This is a genomic window from Bacillus sp. UNCCL81, from assembly GCF_900112535.1.
GTDB classification, from domain to species: Bacteria; Bacillota; Bacilli; order Bacillales; family Bacillaceae_G; genus Gottfriedia; species Gottfriedia luciferensis_B.
Genome location: NZ_FOMF01000002.1, coordinates 953,546 through 978,091, shown reverse-complemented (window position 1 = coordinate 978,091; position 24,546 = coordinate 953,546). Strand labels below are relative to the sequence as shown.

26 protein-coding genes are annotated in these 24,546 nt (G+C 31.5%); 23 read left to right on the top strand and 3 right to left on the bottom strand.

Going from position 1 to position 24,546, the window contains the following annotated elements:
* The first annotated feature begins 37 nt into the window (after positions 1–37).
* The 15 genes from BM319_RS04820 to BM319_RS04750 all read left to right on the top strand — a co-directional run bounded on the left by BM319_RS04820 (position 38) and on the right by BM319_RS04750 (position 13,677).
* Positions 38–3,235, top strand: coding sequence for a DEAD/DEAH box helicase (locus tag BM319_RS04820; protein WP_091021424.1), 3,198 nt, complete (start codon positions 38–40; stop codon positions 3,233–3,235).
* Between the two features lie 170 nt (positions 3,236–3,405).
* Positions 3,406–4,770 carry a 4-aminobutyrate--2-oxoglutarate transaminase gene (gene gabT, locus BM319_RS04815; RefSeq protein WP_069032433.1) on the top strand — a complete coding sequence of 455 codons (1,365 nt, stop codon included), beginning with the start codon at positions 3,406–3,408 and terminating at the stop codon, positions 4,768–4,770.
* Position 4,771: 1 nt separating this feature from the next.
* On the top strand, positions 4,772–6,196 hold the full coding sequence (locus tag BM319_RS04810; RefSeq protein ID WP_069032434.1) for an aldehyde dehydrogenase family protein: 1,425 nt from the start codon (positions 4,772–4,774) through the stop codon (positions 6,194–6,196).
* A 171-nt stretch (positions 6,197–6,367) separates the two neighbouring features.
* Positions 6,368–6,871, top strand: a complete 504-nt coding sequence (locus BM319_RS04805) for a GNAT family N-acetyltransferase (RefSeq protein ID WP_069032435.1) — start codon at positions 6,368–6,370, stop codon at positions 6,869–6,871.
* A gap of 257 nt (positions 6,872–7,128) precedes the next feature.
* Positions 7,129–7,359 (top strand): hypothetical protein, encoded by a 231-nt coding sequence (locus BM319_RS04800; protein ID WP_069032436.1) that lies wholly within the window; start codon positions 7,129–7,131, stop codon positions 7,357–7,359.
* 51 nt (positions 7,360–7,410) lie between these two features.
* A complete protein-coding gene (locus BM319_RS04795; RefSeq protein ID WP_069032437.1) occupies positions 7,411–7,650 on the top strand; it encodes a hypothetical protein in 240 nt (79 codons plus the stop codon).
* Positions 7,651–7,823: 173 nt separating this feature from the next.
* On the top strand, positions 7,824–8,018 hold the full coding sequence (locus BM319_RS04790) for a DUF6199 family natural product biosynthesis protein (protein ID WP_069032438.1): 195 nt from the start codon (positions 7,824–7,826) through the stop codon (positions 8,016–8,018).
* A gap of 147 nt (positions 8,019–8,165) precedes the next feature.
* Positions 8,166–8,471, top strand: a complete 306-nt coding sequence (locus BM319_RS04785; RefSeq protein ID WP_069032439.1) for a hypothetical protein — start codon at positions 8,166–8,168, stop codon at positions 8,469–8,471.
* Positions 8,472–8,627: 156 nt separating this feature from the next.
* Entirely contained in the window at positions 8,628–9,059 is a 432-nt protein-coding gene (locus tag BM319_RS04780) for an Imm44 family immunity protein (RefSeq protein ID WP_069032440.1), read from the top strand.
* A 398-nt stretch (positions 9,060–9,457) separates the two neighbouring features.
* Positions 9,458–9,925, top strand: coding sequence for an Imm30 family immunity protein (locus BM319_RS04775; RefSeq protein ID WP_069032441.1), 468 nt, complete (start codon positions 9,458–9,460; stop codon positions 9,923–9,925).
* Between the two features lie 229 nt (positions 9,926–10,154).
* Positions 10,155–10,649 (top strand): hypothetical protein, encoded by a 495-nt coding sequence (locus BM319_RS04770; protein ID WP_069032442.1) that lies wholly within the window; start codon positions 10,155–10,157, stop codon positions 10,647–10,649.
* 364 nt (positions 10,650–11,013) lie between these two features.
* Positions 11,014–11,574: a GNAT family N-acetyltransferase gene (locus BM319_RS04765; protein ID WP_286143680.1), complete on the top strand. Its 561-nt coding sequence runs from the start codon at positions 11,014–11,016 to the stop codon at positions 11,572–11,574.
* Positions 11,575–11,673: 99 nt separating this feature from the next.
* Positions 11,674–11,925: a hypothetical protein gene (locus BM319_RS04760; protein WP_069032444.1), complete on the top strand. Its 252-nt coding sequence runs from the start codon at positions 11,674–11,676 to the stop codon at positions 11,923–11,925.
* A gap of 74 nt (positions 11,926–11,999) precedes the next feature.
* Complete coding sequence (locus BM319_RS04755; protein ID WP_069032445.1) at positions 12,000–12,704, top strand: hypothetical protein; 705 nt, start codon at positions 12,000–12,002, stop codon at positions 12,702–12,704.
* Between the two features lie 274 nt (positions 12,705–12,978).
* Entirely contained in the window at positions 12,979–13,677 is a 699-nt protein-coding gene (locus BM319_RS04750) for a YoaK family protein (protein ID WP_069032446.1), read from the top strand.
* Positions 13,678–13,718: 41 nt separating this feature from the next.
* On the opposite strand, the gene BM319_RS04745 is transcribed toward BM319_RS04750, so the two are convergent.
* Entirely contained in the window at positions 13,719–14,423 is a 705-nt protein-coding gene (locus BM319_RS04745; RefSeq protein WP_069032447.1) for a DUF554 domain-containing protein, read from the bottom strand.
* Positions 14,424–14,449: 26 nt separating this feature from the next.
* Complete coding sequence (locus tag BM319_RS04740; RefSeq protein WP_091021423.1) at positions 14,450–15,424, bottom strand: NAD(P)H-quinone oxidoreductase; 975 nt, start codon at positions 15,422–15,424, stop codon at positions 14,450–14,452.
* Between the two features lie 207 nt (positions 15,425–15,631).
* On the opposite strand from BM319_RS04740, the gene BM319_RS04735 reads away from it, so the two are divergent.
* From BM319_RS04735 to BM319_RS04725, 3 genes are read left to right on the top strand one after another with little or no spacing between them, the layout of a single operon-like run.
* Positions 15,632–16,198 carry an RNA polymerase sigma factor gene (locus BM319_RS04735; RefSeq protein WP_069032449.1) on the top strand — a complete coding sequence of 189 codons (567 nt, stop codon included), beginning with the start codon at positions 15,632–15,634 and terminating at the stop codon, positions 16,196–16,198.
* The gene (locus tag BM319_RS04730; RefSeq protein ID WP_139226486.1) at positions 16,176–16,688 is read left to right on the top strand and encodes a hypothetical protein; all 513 of its coding nucleotides are present in this window, start codon (positions 16,176–16,178) and stop codon (positions 16,686–16,688) included. Before BM319_RS04735 ends, BM319_RS04730 begins: the two co-directional genes overlap by 23 nt.
* 56 nt (positions 16,689–16,744) lie before the next feature.
* Positions 16,745–17,212 carry a hypothetical protein gene (locus tag BM319_RS04725; protein WP_091021421.1) on the top strand — a complete coding sequence of 156 codons (468 nt, stop codon included), beginning with the start codon at positions 16,745–16,747 and terminating at the stop codon, positions 17,210–17,212.
* A gap of 76 nt (positions 17,213–17,288) precedes the next feature.
* Here the strand turns inward: BM319_RS04725 and BM319_RS04720 are convergent, their stop codons facing one another.
* Positions 17,289–17,801 carry a GNAT family N-acetyltransferase gene (locus BM319_RS04720; protein ID WP_069032452.1) on the bottom strand — a complete coding sequence of 171 codons (513 nt, stop codon included), beginning with the start codon at positions 17,799–17,801 and terminating at the stop codon, positions 17,289–17,291.
* Between the two features lie 450 nt (positions 17,802–18,251).
* Here BM319_RS04720 and BM319_RS04715 point away from each other — a divergent pair, with 450 nt between their 5' ends.
* The 5 genes from BM319_RS04715 to BM319_RS04695 all read left to right on the top strand — a co-directional run bounded on the left by BM319_RS04715 (position 18,252) and on the right by BM319_RS04695 (position 24,543).
* Positions 18,252–19,082, top strand: coding sequence for an alpha/beta hydrolase (locus tag BM319_RS04715; RefSeq protein WP_069032453.1), 831 nt, complete (start codon positions 18,252–18,254; stop codon positions 19,080–19,082).
* Positions 19,083–19,212: 130 nt separating this feature from the next.
* Complete coding sequence (locus BM319_RS04710; protein WP_069032454.1) at positions 19,213–20,400, top strand: ATP-grasp domain-containing protein; 1,188 nt, start codon at positions 19,213–19,215, stop codon at positions 20,398–20,400.
* 17 nt (positions 20,401–20,417) lie between these two features.
* The gene (locus BM319_RS04705) at positions 20,418–21,158 is read left to right on the top strand and encodes an esterase family protein (protein WP_069032455.1); all 741 of its coding nucleotides are present in this window, start codon (positions 20,418–20,420) and stop codon (positions 21,156–21,158) included.
* Positions 21,159–21,505: 347 nt separating this feature from the next.
* On the top strand, positions 21,506–21,895 hold the full coding sequence (locus BM319_RS04700) for a hypothetical protein (RefSeq protein WP_069032456.1): 390 nt from the start codon (positions 21,506–21,508) through the stop codon (positions 21,893–21,895).
* Positions 21,896–22,269: 374 nt separating this feature from the next.
* Complete coding sequence (locus tag BM319_RS04695; RefSeq protein ID WP_069032457.1) at positions 22,270–24,543, top strand: AAA domain-containing protein; 2,274 nt, start codon at positions 22,270–22,272, stop codon at positions 24,541–24,543.
* Positions 24,544–24,546 lie beyond the last annotated feature (3 nt).

The window sequence follows — 24,546 nt, the reverse complement described above, 5'->3', positions numbered from 1 at the left end:
GTTATATTCGTTTTATTTATTTTGGAAGGAGCAGATAATGAAGATAAAATTGAATCATAAAATCATAAAAGAACGCTGCGGTACAGTCTCCTTCAAAAGGGGTGACTCTTTTTATCGCGCAAATAAAGTACAAATCGAAAAATATAATGAAGTTGATTGTACGGCAACAGTTTTAGGGAATGAAGATTTTACCGTTCATATTATAAAAGAAGATAATGGTGATTTTTATTGTAAGTGCACTTGTCCTAAACTAGCTTCAATTAAAACGGATTGTCAACATATAGCTGCAGTTTTAATTTCGATTTTTGAACGTCAGAAAAACGAGGGAAATCCTTCAGAAATTGATATTTTTATAGAAAACTCCCACTTAAATAGATCGAATGGTATTTTAGAACTTTTTCACGATAAACCATTTCGTAAAAGCGGACAATTAAAACATTTTGACGAGCGGCAAATAATTGATTTCGAGTTTATTTGTGAAGTGGTTGAGATGAATGAAGGCTATAAAATACTTGGAATTTCTATGGCATATGGAAAAAAGAAGGTAGAAAATCTACGAAACTTTTTAAAGGATGTTAAAGTGGGGAAACCAAGTAAAATTTCAGCTGAGACTCATTTTGATCCTAATATACATTGTGTTCAAAATGAAGTTAATCGTATTTGGGATCTTTTAATAAAGTTGTTGGATGATGAAATAATGTTTAATGATCCTCTAACTAAGAAAAATGAATATATGTTCATTCCTCCGACAATATGGAGCCAAATTATTAATTTATTAACGGTTACAGAAAACGTCAAAATAATTGAAAAGGGAATACCATTTAATGGAATTTCATTTACCGAAGATAAATTACCATTGGAATTTGAAATAGAGGATTTAAATGGTCAATACTTTTTAACTGCAAAGGGAATCGAGCAATTAACGATAATGGAAACATATTCAACAGTCTTATACCGTGGAAGAATTTATCATCTTAAAGTAGAGGAATTTAATCAACTTGTTGAGTTAAAACAAATCGTTAAAAACACAGCAGATGAAAAAATAATTATTCCAACAGACCAAATCCATCTTTACGTTGAGAAAGTAATTCCAGGTCTTATCAAGCTTGGTAAGGTGCATATACCTACTTCATTATCAAACCGATATTCAGAAACCCCATTAAGCGCAAAGCTATATTTAGATCGTATTAAAAATAAATTACTTGCTGGGCTTGAATTTCATTATGATCGCATCGTTATAAATCCGCTAGATAAAAAAGAAATTCAACTTAGTAAAACGTTAATTAGAGATGAAGAAAAAGAATTAGAAATATTACAATTAATGGAAGATAGTTCATTTTCAAAAACTGAAGGTGGCTATTTCTTACAAAATGAAGAACTTGAATATGAGTTTTTAAGAAATATAGTACCGAAACTTGAAAAACTTACCGAAATTTATGCAACAACCGCTGTTCGAAATAGAATTTTTAAAGAAAATAAGAAACCTCAAATACGCGTTAATTTAAAAAGAGAACGAACGAATTGGTTGGAATTTAAATTTGAATTAGACATTCCTGAGAAACAAATCAAAGAAGTATTATTAGCACTAAAAGAGAAACGGAAATATTATCGGTTACATGATGGCACTTTGTACTCGCTTGAAACGAGAGAATTACAAGAGATAAAACGATTTTTAAATGCAGTACCTGAGCAAGAGTTTGATTATGAAAGTGTTTTAAACTTACCTATAAAAAACGGTCTATATTTATTAGATTCTGCGGAAGAAACTAGTTTGTTTAAAATTGAAGATCGATTGAATCATTTTTATAAGAGTTTAATCAATCCAAATGAAATTGTAGATGAAGTACCTAAAGCATTTAAAAATCTGTTAAGAGATTACCAAATTTTTGGATACAAGTGGATGAAGAATTTAGCAAAGTTCGGATTTGGAGGAATTTTAGCAGATGATATGGGATTAGGTAAAACAATTCAAAGTCTTGCATATATACAATCCTTATTAAACGAAATCCGTTCATTTAATACACCAATCCTAATTGTTTGTCCTACCGCATTAACGTATAACTGGTTAAGTGAGGTATTCAAATTTGCACCTGAAATTCAAGCGCTTGTAATTGATGGAAATAAAAATGAAAGATTGAAAATACAAAAGGAACTAGCAGGTATCGATGTAATCATTACCTCTTATTCGGTGTTAAGAAATGATATAAAGTGGTACGAAAAGCAAAAGTTTCATACAGTATTTTTTGATGAGGCACAGAGTTTTAAAAATCCATTTACTCAAACAGCGAAAGTTGTTAAAAAGCTAAATGCTGATCAACGGTTTGCATTAACAGGTACGCCAATTGAAAATTCACTAGAAGAACTTTGGGCAATTTATCATGTAGTTTTTCCTGAATTATTTGGAGGGTTAAAGGAATTTAGCAATTTGACTAGGAAAACAATTTCTAAAAGAGTGCGACCTTTCTTATTAAGAAGATTAAAAGAGGATGTACTTAAGGAACTTCCAGAGAAAATCGAATCGAAGGAATCTGTTGAATTGTTACCAGAACAAAAAAAATTATATGCAGCTTATTTAGCAAAACTACGACACGATACACTAAAGCATTTAGCAGTGGATAAATTTACATTAGGCAAAAATCATATCAAAATTTTAGCTGGTTTAACGCGTTTAAGACAAATTTGTTGCCATCCAGCGTTATTTATAGATGGTTATGAAGGTAGTTCAGCTAAGTTTGAACAGCTATTTCAAATCATTGAGGCATCAAAAATAGCCGGTAGAAGAGTATTGATCTTCTCTCAATTTACGAAAATGTTAGATTTAATCGGTAGAGAACTCTCAATCATGGGAGAACAATTTTTTTATCTAGATGGACAAACTCCTTCAGAAGAACGTCTATCTATATGCAATCGATTTAACGCTGGTGAACATAACTTCTTTCTAATTTCATTAAAGGCAGGCGGAGTAGGACTCAATTTAACTGGAGCTGATACAGTTATTCTTTATGATAATTGGTGGAATCCAGCGGTTGAAAACCAGGCAACAGATCGAGCATACCGTTTCGGTCAAATGAATGATGTTCAAGTGATCAAGCTAGTCGCTAAAGGAACGATTGAAGATAAAATGAATGAGCTACAAGAGAAGAAAAAGCAATTAATAGGAGAAATTATTGAAACGAATGGAAAACCTTCATTTAATTTAACAGAAGAAGACATTCGTGAATTATTAATGTTTTAAAATAAATTGCCGCTCGAATGAGTGGCTTTTCCATTTCCCTCGAAAAAGCCCTTGGCCTAGTTTTATTTCATTCTTAAATGTTTGAAAACGAGTATATTAGTAATGAAGCTAATTATTTAATAATTTTATAGATTGAAATGAAATTATTTTTTAAGAGAGGGAGAGTTAGCATGAGCAATAATCGAAAATTTGTTAATGTCTCAGCAGGAGTTCCAGGACCAAAGGGAAAAGAACTCATTGAATTACGTAATGAGTTTATTCCAAATGGAGTTGGAAATAATACACCTGTTTTTGTAGAAAAAGCAAACGGTACGATCGTTGAGGATGTTGATGGAAATAAATTTTTAGATTTTGCTGGAGCGATTGGTACGTTAAATGTAGGACATACTCCAAAGAATGTTGTACAAGCGATTAAAAATCAATCCGAGCGATTAATCCACTCTTGCTTTCATGTAGGAATGTATAAGTCTTATATTGATTTAGCTAAAAAATTAACTGAAATAACGCCTGGGGATTTTTCTAAAAAAACAATTCTATTAAATAGCGGTGCTGAAGCAGTTGAAAATGCTGTTAAAATTGCGAGGAAGTATACTGGTCGTTCAGGAATTATTTCGTTTACTCGAGGATTTCATGGGCGAACTTTATTAGGAATGTCTTTAACAAGTAAAGTAAAACCATATAAATATAAAATGGGACCATTTGCTCCAGCTACATATAAAGCTAAATTCCCTTATTTATCAAATAGACCAAAAGAGTTATCTGAAGAAGAATATATTAATTTTTGTATCTCTCAATTTAAGGATTTTCTTTTAACAGATGTGTCTCCAGAAGAAGTGGCTGCAGTTATTATGGAGCCCGTACAAGGAGAAGGGGGATTTATTGTACCTCCAAAGAAATTTGTAAAAGAAGTCTATATGATTTGTAAGTCACATGGAATTTTGTTTATAGCGGATGAAATTCAAACAGGATTTGGGCGAACAGGTGAATTATTTGCATCAACGATTTTTGAAATTGAACCAGATTTAATCACAATGTCAAAATCAATCGCAGCGGGTGTACCAATTAGTGCGGTGACAGGTCGTACTGAAATAATGGATGCTGCATCACCAGGTGAACTAGGTGGAACTTATGGCGGAAGTCCTTTAGGTTGTGTAGCAGCGCTCGAAGTGATTAGAAAAATTGAAAATGAAAAATTATGGATTCGAGCTAGAGTAATTGGAGAAAAAATTAAATCATGTTTTGAACAATTAAAAAATAATTTTCCAATTATTTATGATATTCGAGGATTAGGAGCAATGGTGGGTATCGAATTTATAGATCCTACTTCTGGTCAACCAGCAAAAGAGTTTGTTGCAGCATTAACAAAAAAATGTTGTGAAAATGGGATCATTATTCTTAGCGCAGGTGTTCATAGTAATATTCTTCGTTTCTTAACGCCTTTAATTATTTCTGACGAGGAATTAGATGAAGGACTGGATATTATAAAACAATCAATACATCAAGTTGCTAGCCAGCTTGTAACTGAGGTGAAATAGAATGAAAAAACAATTTTATATAGATGGAAGTTGGGTTGAAGGGGAAAAACATGAAAATCTTGTTGCCCCTCATTCTGGTGAAGTTTTAGCCGAAATACCAATCGCGACTATAGAGAATTTGGAAGAAGCGATTAAAGCGGCTAACAACGCGAAAACCCAAATGGAAAAGCTCAGCTCATATGAAAGAAGTGTCATTTTAGAGCAATTAGTTGAACAGTTTAAAGAAAATCGTTCAAAACTTGCTGAGCTTTTAGCATTAGAGGCATCCAAACCTTTAAAGGCAGCTTTAGGTGAAATCGATCGAACGATTGCAACTTATAAAATAGCTGCTGAAGAAGCAAAAAGAATCTACGGGGAAACAATCCCGTTAGATGCAGTAGCAGGTGGCGAAGGTCGAGTCACTTATACAGTCAGAGAGCCAGTTGGAGTAATTGGTGCAATTACCCCGTTTAATTTCCCATTTAATTTAGTCGCACATAAAGTTGGTCCAGCAATTGCTGCAGGAAATACAGTTGTTTTAAAACCTGCTAGTCAGACTCCACTTTCTGCGATCGCATTAGCTGAAATGATCGATAAAACGAATTTACCTAAAGGTGCGTTTAACCTAATTACCGGAAAGGGCTCCGAAATCGGTGATGCTTTAGTCAAACATCCTGACGTGAAAGCAATTACATTTACCGGCAGTCCTGAAGTCGGCATCTCATTAAAAAACAAAGCAGGATTAAAAAAAGTAACGTTAGAACTAGGTTCAAACTCAGCGTTGATTATCGATGAGGAAGTCCAGTTAACTGATGAATTAATCAATCGTTGTGTATGGGGAGCCTTTATTTATAACGGTCAAGTTTGTATTTCATTACAAAGAATTTTTGTACATCATACACTTTATAATGAATTCATTTTAAAGATGAAAAATGCTACTGAATTATTAAATATAGGTTCGCCATTAGACCTTCAAACAGATATTAGTGCTCTGATTTCTAAAAAAGATGTTGCTAGAATAGATGAATGGGTTAAGCAATCACTTAAAGATGGAGCGGATCTAGTAACTGGTGGCGATATAATTGAAGAACGTCTTTATAAACCTACTATTCTATCAAACGTAAAGAATAGCAGTGATGTATCTTGTAAGGAAATTTTTGGTCCAGTTGTCGTCATCAATTCATATGAACAGTTTGATGAAGCAATAAATGAAGTAAACAATAGTCGATTTGGATTACAAGCTGGAGTCTATACAAACAACTTACAAAGAGCATTATATGCTACTAAAAAATTACATGTAGGTGGCGTGCTAGTAAACGATGTTCCTACATTTAGAGTAGATTTAATGCCTTACGGTGGCGTAAAAGAAAGCGGATATGGAAGAGAAGGCATAAAATATGCAATACAAGAGATGACTGAATTGAAACTAGTTTCTATTAAACTTTAAGAAATTGTATGCAAGAACTGATCATGTATTAATATGATCAGTCTTTTTTTTATCTAAAACTTCAGAATTATATGTTATATTTGTATGAGGCAAAGTAAATTGGTTTAAGTGAATTGTAAAAAGTGCCTTTAAAAATTTGGCACTTCTAAGAGATTCGAAGGGAGATTATGTATGGAAATTCGAAAATTAATAATTGAAGATTTACCTGAGTTTATTCGATTAAGAAGTGAAGGATTAACATTATCACCAGAAGCATTCGGAGAAAGTTTAACTGAATATGAGAAAAAATCAATCGAACAGCACACAAATAATTTCCCTAAGACTTTCGATAATTTTATTATAGGTGCTTTTGACAAAGGCTTACTTGTTGGAGTTGCTGGCTTCTTCCAAAAAAGATCTGAAAAAATGAAACATAAGGGAACAATTTGGGGAATGTATGTTACACCAGATTACCGTGGTAAAGGTGTAGGGAAAAAAGTTTTAAGTCAAGCAATACAGGATGCTATGGAAATTGAAGAAATTTTACAAATTGAATTGGCTGTTATTTCATCAAATCAATCTGCAAAAAAACTTTATGAATCTGTAGGCTTTGAAAGCTTTGGAACAGAAAAAAGAGCATTATTTGTTAATGGTGAATTTTACGATGAGGATCATATGGTTAAGATGATTAAATAAGAGGAAAGAGATGATCAAATGAATGTTTTGATCGTCTTTTTATTTTAAATGCTCTGTTTTAGTAGATTGTTGATACTTATTCAACTGAATGCTAGTTAGGTGAAGAAGGATTAATTTTATAATTTCGGTTGTGCTTAATGAAGGAAGTGCATTAAAAGGCGAAAAATATCTAATCGAATTTTAATAAAAAATGGTAAAATATAGTAAATAGCATAAGGTAATTAAATTAAAAATAACTAAAAAGGTAGGTGTAATCTATGGAAAGAACGCACGAATCAGAAACGACTGAAAGCAAAATTTACCTGGATGATCAGAAAGTATTTTCACCAATAGAAGATCTACAAAAAATAGAGGGTGTTATTCCTTTAAAAAGAAAAAGCTTCGAACTAGGGAAAAAACCAAAGCTAATAAGATATTTAGGATATTTCTTTATTACATTTATCGTATTAACAATGTTATTTGGATTAGTTGCAAGCTTCTTAGACTAATAGAATATTTAATCCGGAAAGAACTATATAACAAGCCAGGGAGAGAAAATTATGAAGAATCTAATCATTGGAGGAATTGGAGTTTTAACCAGTATTTTATTTTTTGGATTTACTCTTATTTCGGCATCAATCTATTCTTTGTACCTATCTCATCCGGCTGGAGATGGATGGGACTCAAATTTAGGAGTTTTCGGAACAGCGTTGTTTAATATTGGAACAATTCCATTGTTAATAAGTACAGTATTCTTTATCATTGGTATTCGTTATGTATATAAGGGAATCAAGGAGTAACAGATTAAAGGGAGGATTCATTTGGAAAACTTAATGTTATTTATCCCAATTATTGTATGGTTTTTAATCTTTGCTGGTATTGCCTTTGGAATTATCTTTTTTGCAAAAAAAATAGTAAGAAAATAAGAAAATGAGCAAGTAAAAATCACAAAATATTTTGGAGGTCTTCTTATATGTTTATAGGAATATTACTCATTTTATTTGGATTTTTACTAATATTGAATCCAGAAGCATTTTGGGTTGTTACAGAAAGCTGGAAATCCGATGGTGCAACAGAACCATCTTCTTTTTATAAGTGGAGTACACGGTTTGGAGGAATGATGTGTGTTTTAGTTGGTGCTGCTAGTATCATCGTGTCAACGTTTTAATATAAGAATTAATGATCACAATTAATGTGGTCTTTTTTTGTGTGAAAAAAGAATGTTGGGTTAATCCTTATGTAACTATATGGCAGTTTAGTTGCATAAGGAATGTTATAATTACTTGATATATCAATCGGATGGGGGAAGTTAAAATTGTTTGTAAAAATTGAATTTGAATACGAAAAGGATACAGTTTATTTTAGATGTCCTGCAAAAGTGGGAAGAAATATCCGTCAACTGCAACAAGATTTTTTTAGATGGTTAAATGATAGAAATAATGACCATCCTTTCTGGGTATCTTTTGGTGTTGATGAGGACGGAAATGAGGAATTTGGACTGAGTTATAATGAAGATGCGTTTATTTATTGGCTTAATAATGTAAGATTTAACAAAGGGAAGAAAGTTGCAGTTCTGATAAAGAACCCAAAATTTTTACCAAAGAAGACAATAAGTTTTTAAATTCTTATTGAACTAAAGCATGCATTAGTTTAAGATCACTAGTTGTTCGCAGCTCGTTTTTTTATGCAACAAAATGGCAGGATAGTTGCTTAAGGTTTGATATAATAAAAGGGTGTAAATCGTATTTTAAATTGTTTCTATTTATGGGAGGAAAGAATGGTAGCACAAAGTCATTATTTCACTTTTGGTGCAGAGATGGGAGATCCGTATGCAAGTGATGCTGTATCTCCAAAGCTTATTCAATTAAGAAAATTATTAGTTCAGCATTGTAATAAAATTTATTGTAAAGAAATTGACGAAATTGCACCAATTCTTCGAGTGGATGGTATGTATTCTGATTTTAATTTTGAAGGATATGAAAAACTACGATTAAGTAAAAAATTTAGATATATTACTATTGATGTTGGTATGCCCCAATCAAAATGGGAAAATAAAACAGATACTGAAATAAAAGAGTATTTAATTGTTAATCTTAAAAGTGCTTTAGAAGCTATGGTAAAATGTTTGAAAAAAGAAAAATATGGGTTAAATGAAACTGATTTATGGGAAGACTTTTGCAAGGTTGAGAAACAATTCTTATGCAACTAACGAATGCATTAGTTGAATAAGAACTTAGGAGCTGATCTTTCACTCAGCTCCTATTTTTTATTTGGCAGTTTATTCAATGAGCAGTAGGAATTTTAAGATAAAAACAGAATAAATCATTAAAAGTGGATTAAAAAGTAAGGGGTATTGTTTATGAAAGATTCTATTTATAAAATTCTTCATATAGTGTTGTTGATTGGAATTTGTATTTTGCTATTTCGCATTGGAACTGAGCTGGATAAAATTGCTGATACAATATGGCGAAGTAATTTTGAATAAAATATTTTTCTCTTGTTCAACTAACGCAATGCGATAGTTGAACAACTTAAAAGGCTGCTATGTAGCCTTTTTATTGTGCTAAAATAAAACTTAGTGTGAATAAGGTATAGGAAATGGTTTCTTTGAATATTGACCAAGAAATTATAAAGTTAAAAAGTAGTAGATTACTTAAAAGTGAACAAGAGGTTAATGATTTTGAAGAAGCCATTGAACGTATTGTTGCATATGGAGAAATAACTTTTATCAAATATTTGTGTTATGGTTTTCATGATAAAACTGAACGTGATGAGGTTACGTTTGGTTTAATCCATGCAATTGAATCATTCGATCAAAAATATCCCTTAGATGATACCTTAAGAGAATTAGCTAAATCTGTATATGTAATGATACCTGATGCTATGGAATGGGCGAAAACATTACATAAGCGAATATTAAATCATAGACCAACGCTTCAAGTATATATAGAAGTTGTAAAAAGTTTAGATACTAATTCAAAGAATATAATTGCAAATATCGTTTCTTCTATAAAGGATAAAAATCCAACAAGATTTGAAGAGAAAGGAGAAATGTTTTTAAGTTCAATAAATTAGGATTAGCTTATTCAACTACCATGGGAGTGCATTAAAAACTCCCATTCACTGTTGTGAATCCGAGGAATCATGTTTGGCTAACGCATGCATTAGTTGAATCAAACATTAAAATGACTGTTTGGTGAAAATAGTCTTTTTTAGTACTCAAAAATCAACATTATAGTTTAACAGGGCCTATTTCTAAGATATGCATAGTAAAATAGATATTATAGAATTTAAGGAGGAATAAATGAAGAAAATTACTTTTTTATTAATTATAATGTCTGTAGTTGGTCTATTATTAACCGGTTGTACTGAAAAAGAAAATTTAAAAGCATTTGATTCGGAGAGTGAAGCCATAGAATATGGTATAAAAAAATCACCAGAAATTGTAGAAATCCTTGGAGAATCAAAATATGTATACAATGAAAAAATTATTGTTTATTTATTCCGTACCAATAAAGGGGAAGGTTTAGGGACAGCGAGTTTAATTCAAAAGAAGAAAAAAGTAAGTTGGATTACTAACGGAAATGGCGCATTAGTAAAACAAACTAAAGGAAATACCACAATAGAAAAAGTTATTGAAAGTGCATCAGGAATTAAATATGATTTTTATGCAGGTGTAGCCAAGAATTCTAATATAAGTATCGAAACTCGTACAGATTATGATGTTAAGCCTCATATTGATAAAAAATCAAATATTTATTATTACCTTTCTCCATTACCAGTAAAAAAGGGAAAATGAATACAAAAACAAAATATCTAACGCGATTTTAATTATGTCCTAAGTGAGTTTTCTTCACTTGGGACTATTTTTCTCTCGTAGCATTGTGAAAACAACAATAAGGACATTCAAACTCTACTTCTTCATGTTTCTTTTTATCTATTTGTGTACGACAAAATGAGGGAAAATCGTCTTCTTGATAGGCTTGGTATTGATGATTTTAAGCTTTGTCATGAATGGTTTACCTAATCAGCCATGAAGCAAAAAATAATTATTAATAACGAATCCTTATTCAACTAAAGCATGCATAAGTTGAATAAAATTTAAACTAATTTAGGCATTTTGAAATCTACTAATATTTTTAATGAGTGAAGGAGCAGATAAGTTGAGTAATAATTTTCCATTACGAATTAGACCAATTCATGAAGAAGATTTATTTTCACTTTGGACATTGATGTATAAAGAGAGTTCACCAGAGTGGAAGAAATGGGATGCACCATATTTTGAACATAAAGCTGTCACTTTTGAGGACTATTTAAAAACTAAGGATTCTGTTGTTAATCAAGAGGACAAATGGATTATTGAGGTAGATGGAAAAGTCATTGGAACAGTTAGCTTCTATTGGGAACATAAACCATCTAATTGGCTTGAAATGGGAATAGGTATTTATGATCCCAACTATTGGAGCGGAGGTTTTGGTACAAGAGCTTTAAAACTTTGGATTAATCATTTATTTAATACATTGCCTCTTGTACGTGTAGGTTATACAACTTGGTCGGGTAATCATCGTATGATTAAAGTTGGGGAAAAATTAGGAATGACAATGGAAGCAAGATTAAGAAAATGTCGTTTTTATGATGGGAATTATTATGACTCAATTCGTATGGGGTTATTGCGAGAAGAGTGGAATGAATTCTTAGAAAAAGATGGTTTAATCGTAGTATAGAAAATATGAAATAATCTATTTAAAAAAATTGCTTATGTAACTAAAGCACTGCGTTCGTTACATAAGAAGTCTATATTCTAAAGATAAGAGGATATAAGAATGAGTAAAATGTTTTTAAATATAGTAATAGAAAACACAGAATATACTCTTGAAGAAGATAGATGGTACATCTTTGAATTTAAATCTGGTTATGAATTAGGAAATTCAAATAATCCATTTTCAAAAGTTCAAATGATGAATATAGCATTCGAAGGAGCAAATGGAGAAACTTGTTTTTTTGTTTTCCATGAGGAAACAAATGAAGATTACCTAATAGGTGTTGATGAACTAATTTCAATCGCAAATATTTAAACTGTAATGCAACTAATGCAATAATTTAGTTGCATTAGAACTATATAATTATATTATTTTAATGAGGTGAATTAATGGATTTTATTTCAGGGGGATATTACATTATAGCTCCTACTATTAGACAAGAATATATGGATAAAGAAATAATCCCTAATAGAATTGTGTCAGTAAGTGAGTGCATTTGTGATATGCATCCTGAAATCAATATATTTTGGGGTGGTTCGAAGGTAAATAAACTAAAATACATTAAAGATCTTAATATTTCGGAAGTTAAATACAAAGAGATGGAAAAATGGATCCAAGATAAGTTTGACTTGAGAGAATTCGAATATCCTCAAATCTTACCATCATTAAATATAGCAAATGAGTTTTTTAGCACATTTTTAAGTGATGTAAAAGACTTAAAAATAATAGGTATTGGACTACCTAATAATTATTTAGAAAGTTTTTTAGATGAGGAAGACACAATAATTAAGACCTCAGAGGAAAGAACTGGCCTAGAGAATATTCTACTAAGGAAAGAATTTATTGTTGATGGAACTACTTCAATAAAAGGCTATGAGATCTTAGGGTATGAAACAAATACATTCCATTCTTATTTGTGTAACGGATTAGAAAATGAGTTTAAAAATCAGTTTGATTTTTCATTAAATAAAAATGGTTTTATTAAATCACTTGCTGAAGCAGAGAGATGTTGTGACATTGCAAATGACGAAAAACTTGGAACTGAACCAGTTTATTGGCTTCCTTGGGCTATTTTTGAATACGAATCTTATTGAATTAACGCATGTTTTAGTTGAATTTCATGATCGACTATATAGTCGATTTTTTTTTGTTTAATTGGCATTTTAACTTAAATAAATAGGATAATTTGCTTTGGAAATTCAAAGTAGATTATTGTTAAAAATTAAACAGATCCATTAAAAAAACTAACAACCAAAGTGAAAAAATGATTATTTTTTAAATGTAATTGTTGGATTTTTGTTCACATTTATTTACATAATAAGTGTGTTATGATTGTGCTAAGTTAGTAATAGAAGTAGGAGAACTAGATTGAAATCTAAACAAAAAATAGTTCCATCATTATCATCAAATTCAGTCTATCTTGGATTATTGTTAGCTTTAGTAGGTGGCTTTTTAGATGGGTATACTTTTATAAGTAGAGATGGTGTATTTGCCAATGCGCAAACAGGAAATCTTGTGCTTTTGGCAATAAATCTATCATTTGGAAATTGGAAAAACTCTGTTGATTATATTTTACCTATTATAGCCTTTATTCTTGGTGTTTTAGTTGCTGAATCCGTTAAACATCCACGTTTAAGAGAGCTATTATACAGCTATAGACGTTCAATTCTCTTATTAGAATGTAGTGTATTATTGATTGTAGGATTATTACCTAGTAGTGTACCTAATATAGTTGTAACTGTTTGCATCTCCTTTGTCTCATCATTACAAATTTCAACTTTCACCCATTTAGATAAATGGACATACAATTCAACTATGACAACCGGTAATATTAGAATTGCTTCACAGGCAGCGTATACAGCATTTGTAAATCATGACAAAGAAGCAAAAACAAAATTTAAAGAGTTTCTCGTTATTATCTTTTCCTTTTCATTTGGCGCATTGTTTGGGAGTCTTTCGACTAAGTATATTGGGAACCAAGCTGTTTGGATTGCTGCAGGAGTATTAATTGTAGCGTTAATCTTATATCACAAAGACAAAGGTTATTTTAGAAAGAAACTCCATTAATTTAAAAAATGAGCCCTTTTTCGGGGCTCATTTTAGTCATCTTATTTGAAAAACTGTATGAAACAAACAATAATAAGTGCAAATAAAATAGAAGGTAACATATTTCCAATTTTTATTTTTATTAAACCTAAAGAATTCAAACCAAGAGCGATTAATAAAATTCCTCCTGTACCTGAGATTTCAGCAATAATTGAACTTAATAAATGCTGTGTTACTAGATTCGGTACAAATGAGGCAAAAATGGCAATGAATCCTTGATAGATTAACACTGGGACAGCAGAGAATAACACGCCAATGCCAAGAGTCGAAGTTAAAATGATTGATAAAAATCCGTCCATCATTGATTTTGTATATAAAATTTCATGATTATGACGAAGTCCGCTATCTAGTGCTCCAAGTATAGCCATTGCGCCAACACAGAATAATAAAGTGGACGTAACAAATCCTTTAGAAATAGAGCCTTCGCTTTTAGAATGAAATTTACTTTCGATAAATAAACCTAATTTATCTAATTTACTTTCGATATCTAGCCATTCTCCTACAACCGCACCTAGCGATAAGCTGAAAACGACGATTAGAACTTGATTTGTTTTCATAGCTAAAGTAAATCCTATGACAATAATTACGAGAGAAATTGACTGAGTTACTAGGTTTTTCATTCGATCTGGAATTCTTTTAATAAACAAACCTAGTAAAGAGCCAAAAATAATAGCTGCTGCATTAACAATTGAACCGAGTAGTACCATAATTATCCCCTTTAACTTACATATAATTAATTTATTTTTAAAACTATTTTTCCGATATTTAAATTGTTCTCCATTCGCGTATGAGCTTCATTCACTTCTTGCCAACTATACACAGAATCAATAATCGGTTTTATTTTCTTATTCGTAAAAAGTGGTAAGACATATTTTTTGAATTGATTTGTTAAATAGATTTTTTGCTCAAGTGTTTGTGAACGCAAAGTACTCCCTATAATGGAAATTCTTTTTGTCAAAAGTGGTAATAAGTTCACATCGTTCACTTTAACTCCACCCATTGTACCAATCAAAATTAGTCTACCATTACTATTTAATGATTGTAAGTTTTGATGGAAATAAGATGCACCAACAAAATCTAAAATGACGTCTACTCCTACATGATCAGTAACTTTTTCGACTACGGTTTTAAAATCTTCATTTTTATAGTTAATCACATGGTTTGCACCTAAATCAGTACAAGCTGCAAGTTTCATTTCATTCCCAGCAGTAACGATTGAACTTGCACCAAATTCTCTTGCAAGCTGAATAGCAGCAGTCCCAACACCACTAGCTCCGGCATGAATTAATACAGTTTCATTTTCTTTTAATCTACCTAATTCAAATAAATTTAAATAAGCTGTCAAAAACACTTCGGGTATAGCCGCAGCCTCTTCGAACGAAAAATGATCTGGAATTGAAATTGCCAAATCTGAAGGAATAGATACATACTGCGCATAACCTCCGCCTGGCAATAAACTACAAACACGATCTCTTACTTTCCAGTCTGTTACATTAGACCCAACTTGTTCAACAATCCCTGACATTTCTAAACCTAAAATAGGTGATGCGCCTTTAGGTACGGGATACTTACCATGTTTTTGAAGTAAGTCAGCTCGATTAATAGCCGTAGCATGAACTTTAACAAGTAGCTCATTCTCACCTAAAACAGGCATCTGATAATCGTCAATAAATAAATGCTTTGATTCATCAATTTGAACTGCCTTCATTCTAAAAACCCACCTTTAATTAATTTAATTCCTATCATACTATATAACTAATCGAAAGAATATTTTAAAAACTCGGATTGATGAAATTTGTATATTTTTCCTACTCACTTTTTTAAAATTAATTTTGGAGGAAAAATTTTAAAAAAACTTCGAACTTTAATCGGTTTTTAAGTGTATATAGAGTATGTGGTGAAAGGAGGAGAAATAGTGTCTGAGAGAATTGACAAAAATCGTTTAGAAGAATTATTTAATAATCACTCGTCAATGGTGTATCGTACCGCTTACTTTTTAACAAAATCAAAAGTATTGGCAGATGATATTACGCAAGAGACGTTCATTCGCATCATAAAAAAATTCCATCTGTTTGATCAAACAAAAGCAATTGAACCTTGGATTTATCGAATGACAGTAAATATCACCCGTAATATGATACGTATGCAAAAAATTAAGAAACTTTTCGGCATTCATTATGATGTTCCAACTGAAAATGAAGTTGAACAATCGATTTTACAAAATGAAATGGAAGATCATCTATGGATAGAGATAAATTTATTACCCCAGAAGAGTAAGGAAGTGATCGTTCTTCATTATTATTTAGAACTTAAATTAGATGAAGTGGCGGTCTCTTTAAATATTCCGATTGGTACATGTAAATCAAGGCTTAATTACGCGCTGACAAAATTAAGAAATCGTTTATCGAAAAACGAACTGTTTAAAGTAGAAGAAAAACTGAAGGAGGGAGAACTTAGTGGTGGAAAACAATCCTATTTCTGAAATGAAACACACTCTTCAGAAGAAGTTAGATCAACATAATTCTTCCGTCACATATGAACGAATATGGAATAAAGCCAATTCAAATTGGGGGTATAATCGAATTCGAAAACCGCTTGTTTCAGTTGGGATTCTTTTATTTCTGGCTTTTACAATTTTTATTAACTCACCAATTAAAAAGGGACTAAAAGAAGACATAGGAATTACAAATGAATCGAAAAGTACTTCTGCAGATGCTAGTATTGGACTATTAATAGTAAACGGGGCAGGTTATCGGTTTGAAGGAATTTTACATAGTAAGGAAATTATACTTAAAGACCAAATTGGTGTAGTTCAAGAAGTTGTTAAAAATAATACGATTCCGAAAGACAATTTTTCCTCTAACATGTTAAATGTTGGAGATAAAATTTTTTTAACGAATGAAGACCCGAAAGTCATTATTGTAAAACAAGAGGACGGAACAATCTTAAAGTTTGTAGAAACTGAAAAATGAATGATGACTTTTTTAATAAAATTTTGAGTCCAATTTGAAAATAGGGAGTGTCCAATATGTCAAAATTGTTAAGTGTATCGATACTTTTTTTCTTTCTCATTTTCACTGGATGTTCAGCAAATAATGGAATGAAAGGGAATAAGCCTCCAAAAACAATGGTTCAAGTGGAGAATCAAACATATGATACGATTTTAGGTACATATTGTTGGCAATCGAAAAGACAGGGAGAATGCGTTGATACGGCTGGACCGGTCGAGCTGCTTAAGGAGAGAAAGCCGATTGAAGTAAAACCTGGCGAAACCGTTAAAATTATAATGGATTATTATCCCAAACCAAATGAAATCCACTTAAGTCAAATAAATAATAATAATGAAATTGAAATAGAATTAGTGAAGAATCAATTTTCAGCACCTATTAATAAAGGAGTATATTATTACTCATATGGAGTATATTGGATGGATAAAAAAGAAGAGCACTTATCACATGGCGATGCTTTTTATGCTTTTGCTTTAGAGGTAAAATAGAACGTTTTTCGTTAGAATAAGAAAGGGTATGTTTTGAAAAATATTAATCAAAACATACCCTTACTAGATTACTAATTTATTCTTCTGTAGGATTTTTTGGACCATCAAGATCTAATTGATAAAAGGACAAGTCAAGCCATCTATTAAATTTATAACCTGCCTTTTTAATAGTACCTGAATAAACAAATCCGAAGTTTTTATGCATGGCAATACTTTTTTCATTATCTGCATCAATTCCAGCAATTAAAGTCATATACTCTCTTTCTTTGGCAATTGAGATTAATTCTTTCATTAATGAAGTGGCAATACCCTTTTTTCTGTATTCATTATTTACATAAACTGAATGCTCAATCGAATATTTATAGGCCGGCCAAGCTCTAAAGGGCCCGAATGTAGCAAATCCAACGACTTTTTGATCAAGTTCGCAAACTAGTATTGGAAACCCTTCATCCATCTTTTGTTCAAACCAAATTTGTCTGCTTTCTAGCGTTTGTGGTTTATATGTATAAACAGCAGTTGTATTAAGAATAGCATCGTTATAAATCTCTAAAATGTCATTTAAATCATTTTGAGTAGCTTCCCTAATCATTTTTTCTTTCCCCCAAATTTAATTTGTTATCTCTTCTTATTTTAGAACTTTTTATACAGACCGTAAAATTTTTTCATATTATAATTCTTGTTCCTTAGGAAACTATCTTCCAATACGTGAAATAGAGGATATTCATTTACCGGTTATTCTCTATTTCATTATTTGACATAAATGTTCAAGAAGGAATCTAGTCTATTTTCGTTGAATTAATTACAAATGATTTTTCAGACTAATGTGGTAACAGCTGATAAAAACATTTATATAGGTTATTGGTTAGCATCAAAGTTTAATAGATTTAGATTTAAATGTAGCAATTAGAACATAGGAGTATTTAAATTTATTGAAGAGTACTCTTCCTAGTCTGATTTATATTTATCAAACACTTATTTATTAGAAGAAATTAAGCAGTTGGATTTCTAAAGGTAAGTATAAAGGAGCGAGGAAGTTAAAATGAACCAATCCTATTTTTATTTAAAACTAGAAACACATCAATTACATATGTCTTATAAAAATGAAAAACGTCGCGTGCGTGTTTTATTGCCGAAAAATTATGAAGAAGACAAGGATCAAAATTATCCAGTTGTCTATATGCATGATGGTCAAAATATTTTCTATAGTAGTGAATCTTATAGTGGGTATTCATGGAAAGTGATTCCGGCAATTAAACAAAACCCTGATTTACCGAAGATGATTGTTGTTGGGATCGATAACGGTGGACAAGACCGAATTAATGAATATACGCCTTGGAAAATTACTGAAAGCCCTCTTCCTGAAGATTATGAACTAGGTGGGAAAGGCGCGGAATTTGCTGATTTTGTCATGACAGTCGTGAAGCCGTTCATTGATAAGCAATATCGAACTAAATCGGATAAATATCATACAGCGGTGATTGGTAGCTCACTTGGAGGAAATATTTCGGCTTTTATGGGTGTTGAATATAAAGATCAAATTGGTGGTTTAGGTATTTTTTCTTTAGCCAATTGGATTACAAGTAAAGCATTTGATCAGTATATTGCTAGTAAAGAGCTAGATCCTGAACAGCGAGTGTATATTCAAGTCGGTACTCAGGAAGGCGATGATACTGATCGACAATTGATGTATGGAAATATGAAGCAAGCATATATTGATTGCTCGCTTAAGTATTATATACAACTGATAAAAGGCTCTGTTCCAATTGATAGCATTTGTTTAAATATTTTTGCAGATGAAGTACATGATGAAAAAGCTTGGGCAAAACACTTACCAGAATGTTTATTTTTCTTAAGTGAGAAATGGTCTTAATTGAACTAAATAATGACAATTGACTTAAATTTGATATATCTTACTTATTTTTAAAAGGCTTAGATTAATTTTATATTGAAATATATTGTATCAATAATCTATTTTTTCATAGTAAGAAAGGAGCATTTTTATGAATTATATTTTGATCTCTCCATTTTATCCAGAAAATTTCCAGGCATTTGCTCATCGTTTGAAAGCCGCAGGTGTTAATGTATTAGGTATTGGCGAAGAGCCATATGACCAATTAGGTTCCAAACTACAAAACTCTTTAACAGAATATTATCGTGTGAATAATTTAGAAGATCTAGATGAAGTGAAACGTGCTGTTGCATTTTTATTTTATAAACATGGTCCGATTGATCGCATTGAATCCAATAACGAATACTGGCTAGAACTTGATGCACAGTTGCGAGAACAATTTAATGTATACGGAAATAAACCGAGTGACTTGAAAAAAGTTAAATATAAATCTGAAATGAAAAAGCTGTTTAAAAAAGCAGGTGTGCCTGTTGTAGATGGAAAAGTCGTTAAAACTAAAAATGACTTAACGAAAGCCATTGATGAATTAGGACTGCCAGTTATTGCTAAACCGGATAATGGTGTTGGATCAGCTGCAACTTTTAAATTATGTTCAGAAGAGGCTGTACGCCATTTTGAAGAAGTATGGGATGAAGAACAAGTGTACTTCATTGAACCATATGTCGAAGGAGGCGTGCTTTGTACATTTGATGGTTTAGTCGATCAAAAAGGGAATATTGTTTTCCAAACAAGCTTTACATATAATGTGCCAACTCTGGAACTTGTTAAAGGTCAGTTGGATTTAGCTTATGTGATTCAAAAAGAAATTGATCCTAGGCTCGAAACTTATGGGAAGGCAATTGTGAAAGCTTTTGGGATGAAAGAACGCTTTTTCCATATTGAGTTTTTTAAATTAGAAGATGGGGGTTATGTTGCACTTGAATATAATAACCGCTTAGCTGGAGGATACACGATAGATATGTACAATTTTGCATACTCTATAGATTTATTTGCTCAGTATGCTTCTATTGTGACAGGTGAAAAAATTAAGGAATCCGATATCGAAAACCAGTATTGTGTCGGTATAACACAGCGTGATGCATATGAGTATAACCACGATACAAATGCTATTTATGAACAATTTGGCGACCGCGTGAAGTTTGAAAAGCGTATTCCAGATGCGTTTGCGGAACTACAAGGAAATCAATTTTATGCGATTAATGCAGATTCGCAGGAAGAAGTCGATGACATTATTCGTTTTGTACATGAACGTAAAAATTGCAGCATTGTAAACGTATAAGGATAGGAGATTTTTCAATGAATATAGAACATTTAAGCCATTGGAGTGGAGAATTAGGACGCGAAATGCAGTTAAACAGATATGGACATAGTGGCATGCCAATCCTAGTTTTCCCTTCATCTGGGGGGACTCATTTTGAATACAATAATTTTGGAATGATTGATGTGTGTCATGACTTTATTGAATCTGGTAAAGTTCAGTTTTTTACACTGTCTACTATAGATAGTGAAAGTTGGCTACACGACTCAAAATCAGTACATGACCGTGCATTAGCCCATGAAGCATATGATCGTTATGTGATTTCAGAAGCTATTCCATTTATTAAACATAAAACAGGTTGGTTTGATCCAATGATGACAACGGGATGTAGTATGGGGGCATATCATGCATTGAACTTTTTCCTAAGACATCCGGATGTTTTCCAAACAACGGTTGCACTTAGCGGTGTTTACGATGTACGTTTCTTTTTTGGGGACTACGGAAATGATCCTCTTGTATACGAAAATTCACCAAGTGATTACATATGGAACCAAAATGACGGCTGGTTTATTGATCGATACCGTTCAGCAGATATCATATTATGTACCGGGCTAGGTGATTGGGAACAAGACGGGCTGCCGTCGTACAAAACATTAAAAGAAGCCTTTGAAGAAAAACAAATTAAAGCATGGTTTGATGAGTGGGGCGAAGATGTTTCGCATGACTGGGTTTGGTGGCGCAAACAAATGCCGTATTATTTAGGGGAATTATTTAAATAATAAATCATAAAAACATCAGTTTTTTTAAGATAAGATTTTTATTGAAACTTAAAAGAAACGAAACTTTGGCAATAAGCACTTAATACTTTATAGGGCTACTTTATTTAGGTAGCTCTTTTTATATTTTAATATTAAAATATTATAATTTATTCAACTAACACTTGTATTAACCTATCTAAAAGTGATTATAGCTACCGTTTATGATTCTTTTAGTTACTCATATTCTCTTCACCTTAAAATAACAAATGACTAACTCAAGTTTAGTGAGACATTAGCATGCTAATTAACAATTTCTAATTGAGGTATGATAGTGAGAAGAAATTATATTTTAACAGGGGGTAATGAAAATGAATATTTTGTATGATGAAACTTATACTTCCAATGACGGGAAGAGAACAAGCAGGAATATTTGGTATGGAGATGCCGATCTAACTGTTGAAGGTGAATTTGGAAAAGTCATTAATCTGAATGAAGATTTTATGGATAATCTATGCGAAATAATAAAAAATGACTTATCTAATGCAGCAAATAAGGCTACTGAAACGAACTGGTATTTTTATGGAAGTGGTGTAACTCTGGACACTATTGGAGACAATATCCGTCCAACAATTATGGTTCGTGAGAGGTCTGACGAATATATCACTAATTTTAATATGAGTGACCACGATTTTGCTGTTAATATCGATGCTATTCTGCTGTTTAAGGCGGATTTTGAAAAACGTTTAGTTAGTCAATGAAGAGATATTACTCTAAATAAATTTACATACTATTCGAGGGGAATGATTTCATAATGAAATCATTCTCCTTTTTTATCAGGTGGGAATCTTTTTTGGAAAGGAAAAGAATTTTTAATAAGTACAGGTTGTGGCTAATTACACTAAAAAATCAATCAAAAAATCGACAATATTTTAACTGATTGATAAGTTGTAATAATTTAATAAACTGTATGAACTAGTGTATGATAAGTAAATTACTATAAATGTTTAATTTTTATAGTTAAGGAGCGTTTGTTAATGGATTTCCACAAATTTAAGAAGGACTCCCTAACGCAATATAAATGACTAAAGTGAAATCTTTAAATATCAATTTCGAAATTAATAAGGTGAAATAAATGATTGTAAATACACTAAATGAAGTAAATAAGTTAATTACAGAATGGCAAACAGCAATTGAAGCGGAACGAAATTATTTGAAATTTCATGGTGGGAGAAGTTATACCCTTTCTAAGGGGACTCCTCTATACCAAATTGGACAAAGTACGGTGATCTTGTTTACGATTTATGCAGAAATTTTTGCCCCAGAAGGAACGCCGGTTCGAATAAAAATAGAAAATCAAGAGTATCAAGGTGAATTGTTGTCATTTAAAGGCTCTCAAGTTGAAATTAAAATAAATGAAAGAATTACTTCAACAATTCCATATGCAGAACTTTTTAATGAACCATGGGAGTTACTAGATCAATTAATTGAAAGACTTGAGGAAATAAAAGATTATCGTAGTAAACAAAAAAGAATTATGAAGCTAATGAATGCTGATTCAACCGCTAAACATTTAAGTAAAATGAAGAAAGAAGTTTCAACAAAGCAGGAGTTAATTTATCGTTCGTTTTATAATGCAACAACATATATATGGGGTCCACCAGGTACTGGGAAATCTTATAATTTAACGAATATTATTTTAAAACATTACGAAAAAAATAAGTCCGTTTTAGTAATAGCTCATTCTAATGCTGCAGTAGATGTATTAATGAAAAATGTAATTCATGAATTAGAACAGAAAGATAAATGGAAAAGTGGCGAGATTGTCCGCTATGGGTATACAAAAGATGAAGTATTATTACAACATGAAGACGTCCTTTCTTCAAAGCTTGTAGAAGTAAATGGAAGTATAAATCAATATGAGTTGGAAAATTTAGATGAACGAAAGCACTCGATGTTAAGGAAAGCTAGAAGAGGTGCAGCCTCAAAAAAAGAATTAGATGATTTAAGTAAAATTCAAAATAAGTTAAATAAAATTCGAGGGGAAATTCGTGAAAAAGAAAAGGAATTGATTGATCAAGCAAAAGTGATTGGAACTACATTATCAAAATGTTCAATAGATCCTTTAATCTATTTACGCCAGTTCGATTTAGTGATTGTTGATGAAATTAGTATGGCGTATACACCACAAATCGCCTTTGCTTCAACATTAGGGAAAAGAATTGTTGTATGTGGAGATTTTAAACAATTACCACCAATTGCATCATGTTTTCATAATGAATTTGTGAAAAAATGGCTACAAGAAGATTTATTTCACCATACAGGAATTGTCCAAAAAATAGAAAATGGTGAACAATTAATTAATTTAGTTTTACTGAATCAACAAAGGAGAATGCATCCGGCCATTTCTGGATTTACAAATAAAGAAATCTATCATTCGTTAGTGTTTGATCATCCTTCTGTAAAAAAAAGACAGGAAATCGCTAAACATAGACCGTTTCCAATGGAAGCAAATAGTTTAATAAATTCACAATTTCTTAAAACTTATGCATTAAAAGATTCAAATACGAATTCTAGATATAATTTAGGCTCTGCGATTATTGCAATTCAATGTATTCTTTCAAGTATAGTAGATGGGGTCAAGTCAATTGGAATTGTTACGCCATATAGAGCACAGGCAAAGTTACTTACCGCACTCCATAAAGAGATGATCGGCAAAACAAAATATCGAGAATTGCCAATACAAATCGCAACAGTTCACCGATTTCAAGGAGCGGAGTGCGACGTAATCATTTTTGATTCAGTTGATACGAAACCACAATATTCTCCTGGATTACTACTAACAGATCAAAACAGTGAAAGATTAATTAATGTTGCTTTGACTAGAGCTCGAGGCAAATTTATTCATATTGCAGATATTCCATTTATAAAAAGTAAAACAAATTCAAAAAAGACGATTAATAAGTTAATTCATTTCCAGATGGATAATGAATACAAGGTGAGTAAAGAAGAGTTTGAAAAGGTTTTTTCAAAGAGTATATCAAAGAGGTTAAGACTGTTTTCAAATGATTCCATAGACATGAAAAATGAATTAGTAACTGATCTAAAAAATGCTAACAAAAAAATAGTTGTCTCCATGCCTAATTTATCTGAAATGTCTTTGGAAATACGAAAACTTATCAATGAAGTTGAGATACCTATTCTCTTTATAAGTGAATCGTATTTTGAAAATCAAAAAAATAGAAGTTTTATTAAAAAAGATCAAGTTCAACCTTTCATTATGATTGATAATGAAATTTTATGGTATGGTATACCCTTGTCAAATGTTAGTTTAAACCAATCAAATAACTCTGCGAGATTGAATTGTCCTTTAACATGTCAAATATTAAAAGGATTTATCGATTATTAAAAG

What these genes read in the sequence shown, in the direction of transcription:
- BM319_RS04820 (WP_091021424.1), top strand. Translation starts at nt 38, where the DNA reads ATGAAGATAAAATTGAATCATAAAATCATAAAAGAACGCTGCGGTACA.
- gabT (WP_069032433.1), top strand. Translation starts at nt 3,406, where the DNA reads ATGAGCAATAATCGAAAATTTGTTAATGTCTCAGCAGGAGTTCCAGGA.
- BM319_RS04810 (WP_069032434.1), top strand. Translation starts at nt 4,772, where the DNA reads ATGAAAAAACAATTTTATATAGATGGAAGTTGGGTTGAAGGGGAAAAA.
- BM319_RS04805 (WP_069032435.1), top strand. Translation starts at nt 6,368, where the DNA reads ATGGAAATTCGAAAATTAATAATTGAAGATTTACCTGAGTTTATTCGA.
- BM319_RS04800 (WP_069032436.1), top strand. Translation starts at nt 7,129, where the DNA reads ATGGAAAGAACGCACGAATCAGAAACGACTGAAAGCAAAATTTACCTG.
- BM319_RS04795 (WP_069032437.1), top strand. Translation starts at nt 7,411, where the DNA reads ATGAAGAATCTAATCATTGGAGGAATTGGAGTTTTAACCAGTATTTTA.
- BM319_RS04790 (WP_069032438.1), top strand. Translation starts at nt 7,824, where the DNA reads ATGTTTATAGGAATATTACTCATTTTATTTGGATTTTTACTAATATTG.
- BM319_RS04780 (WP_069032440.1), top strand. Translation starts at nt 8,628, where the DNA reads ATGGTAGCACAAAGTCATTATTTCACTTTTGGTGCAGAGATGGGAGAT.
- BM319_RS04770 (WP_069032442.1), top strand. Translation starts at nt 10,155, where the DNA reads ATGAAGAAAATTACTTTTTTATTAATTATAATGTCTGTAGTTGGTCTA.
- BM319_RS04760 (WP_069032444.1), top strand. Translation starts at nt 11,674, where the DNA reads ATGAGTAAAATGTTTTTAAATATAGTAATAGAAAACACAGAATATACT.
- BM319_RS04755 (WP_069032445.1), top strand. Translation starts at nt 12,000, where the DNA reads ATGGATTTTATTTCAGGGGGATATTACATTATAGCTCCTACTATTAGA.
- BM319_RS04745 (WP_069032447.1), bottom strand. Translation starts at nt 14,423, where the DNA reads ATGGTACTACTCGGTTCAATTGTTAATGCAGCAGCTATTATTTTTGGC.
- BM319_RS04740 (WP_091021423.1), bottom strand. Translation starts at nt 15,424, where the DNA reads ATGAAGGCAGTTCAAATTGATGAATCAAAGCATTTATTTATTGACGAT.
- BM319_RS04725 (WP_091021421.1), top strand. Translation starts at nt 16,745, where the DNA reads ATGTCAAAATTGTTAAGTGTATCGATACTTTTTTTCTTTCTCATTTTC.
- BM319_RS04720 (WP_069032452.1), bottom strand. Translation starts at nt 17,801, where the DNA reads ATGATTAGGGAAGCTACTCAAAATGATTTAAATGACATTTTAGAGATT.
- BM319_RS04715 (WP_069032453.1), top strand. Translation starts at nt 18,252, where the DNA reads ATGAACCAATCCTATTTTTATTTAAAACTAGAAACACATCAATTACAT.
- BM319_RS04710 (WP_069032454.1), top strand. Translation starts at nt 19,213, where the DNA reads ATGAATTATATTTTGATCTCTCCATTTTATCCAGAAAATTTCCAGGCA.
- BM319_RS04705 (WP_069032455.1), top strand. Translation starts at nt 20,418, where the DNA reads ATGAATATAGAACATTTAAGCCATTGGAGTGGAGAATTAGGACGCGAA.
- BM319_RS04700 (WP_069032456.1), top strand. Translation starts at nt 21,506, where the DNA reads ATGAATATTTTGTATGATGAAACTTATACTTCCAATGACGGGAAGAGA.
- BM319_RS04695 (WP_069032457.1), top strand. Translation starts at nt 22,270, where the DNA reads ATGATTGTAAATACACTAAATGAAGTAAATAAGTTAATTACAGAATGG.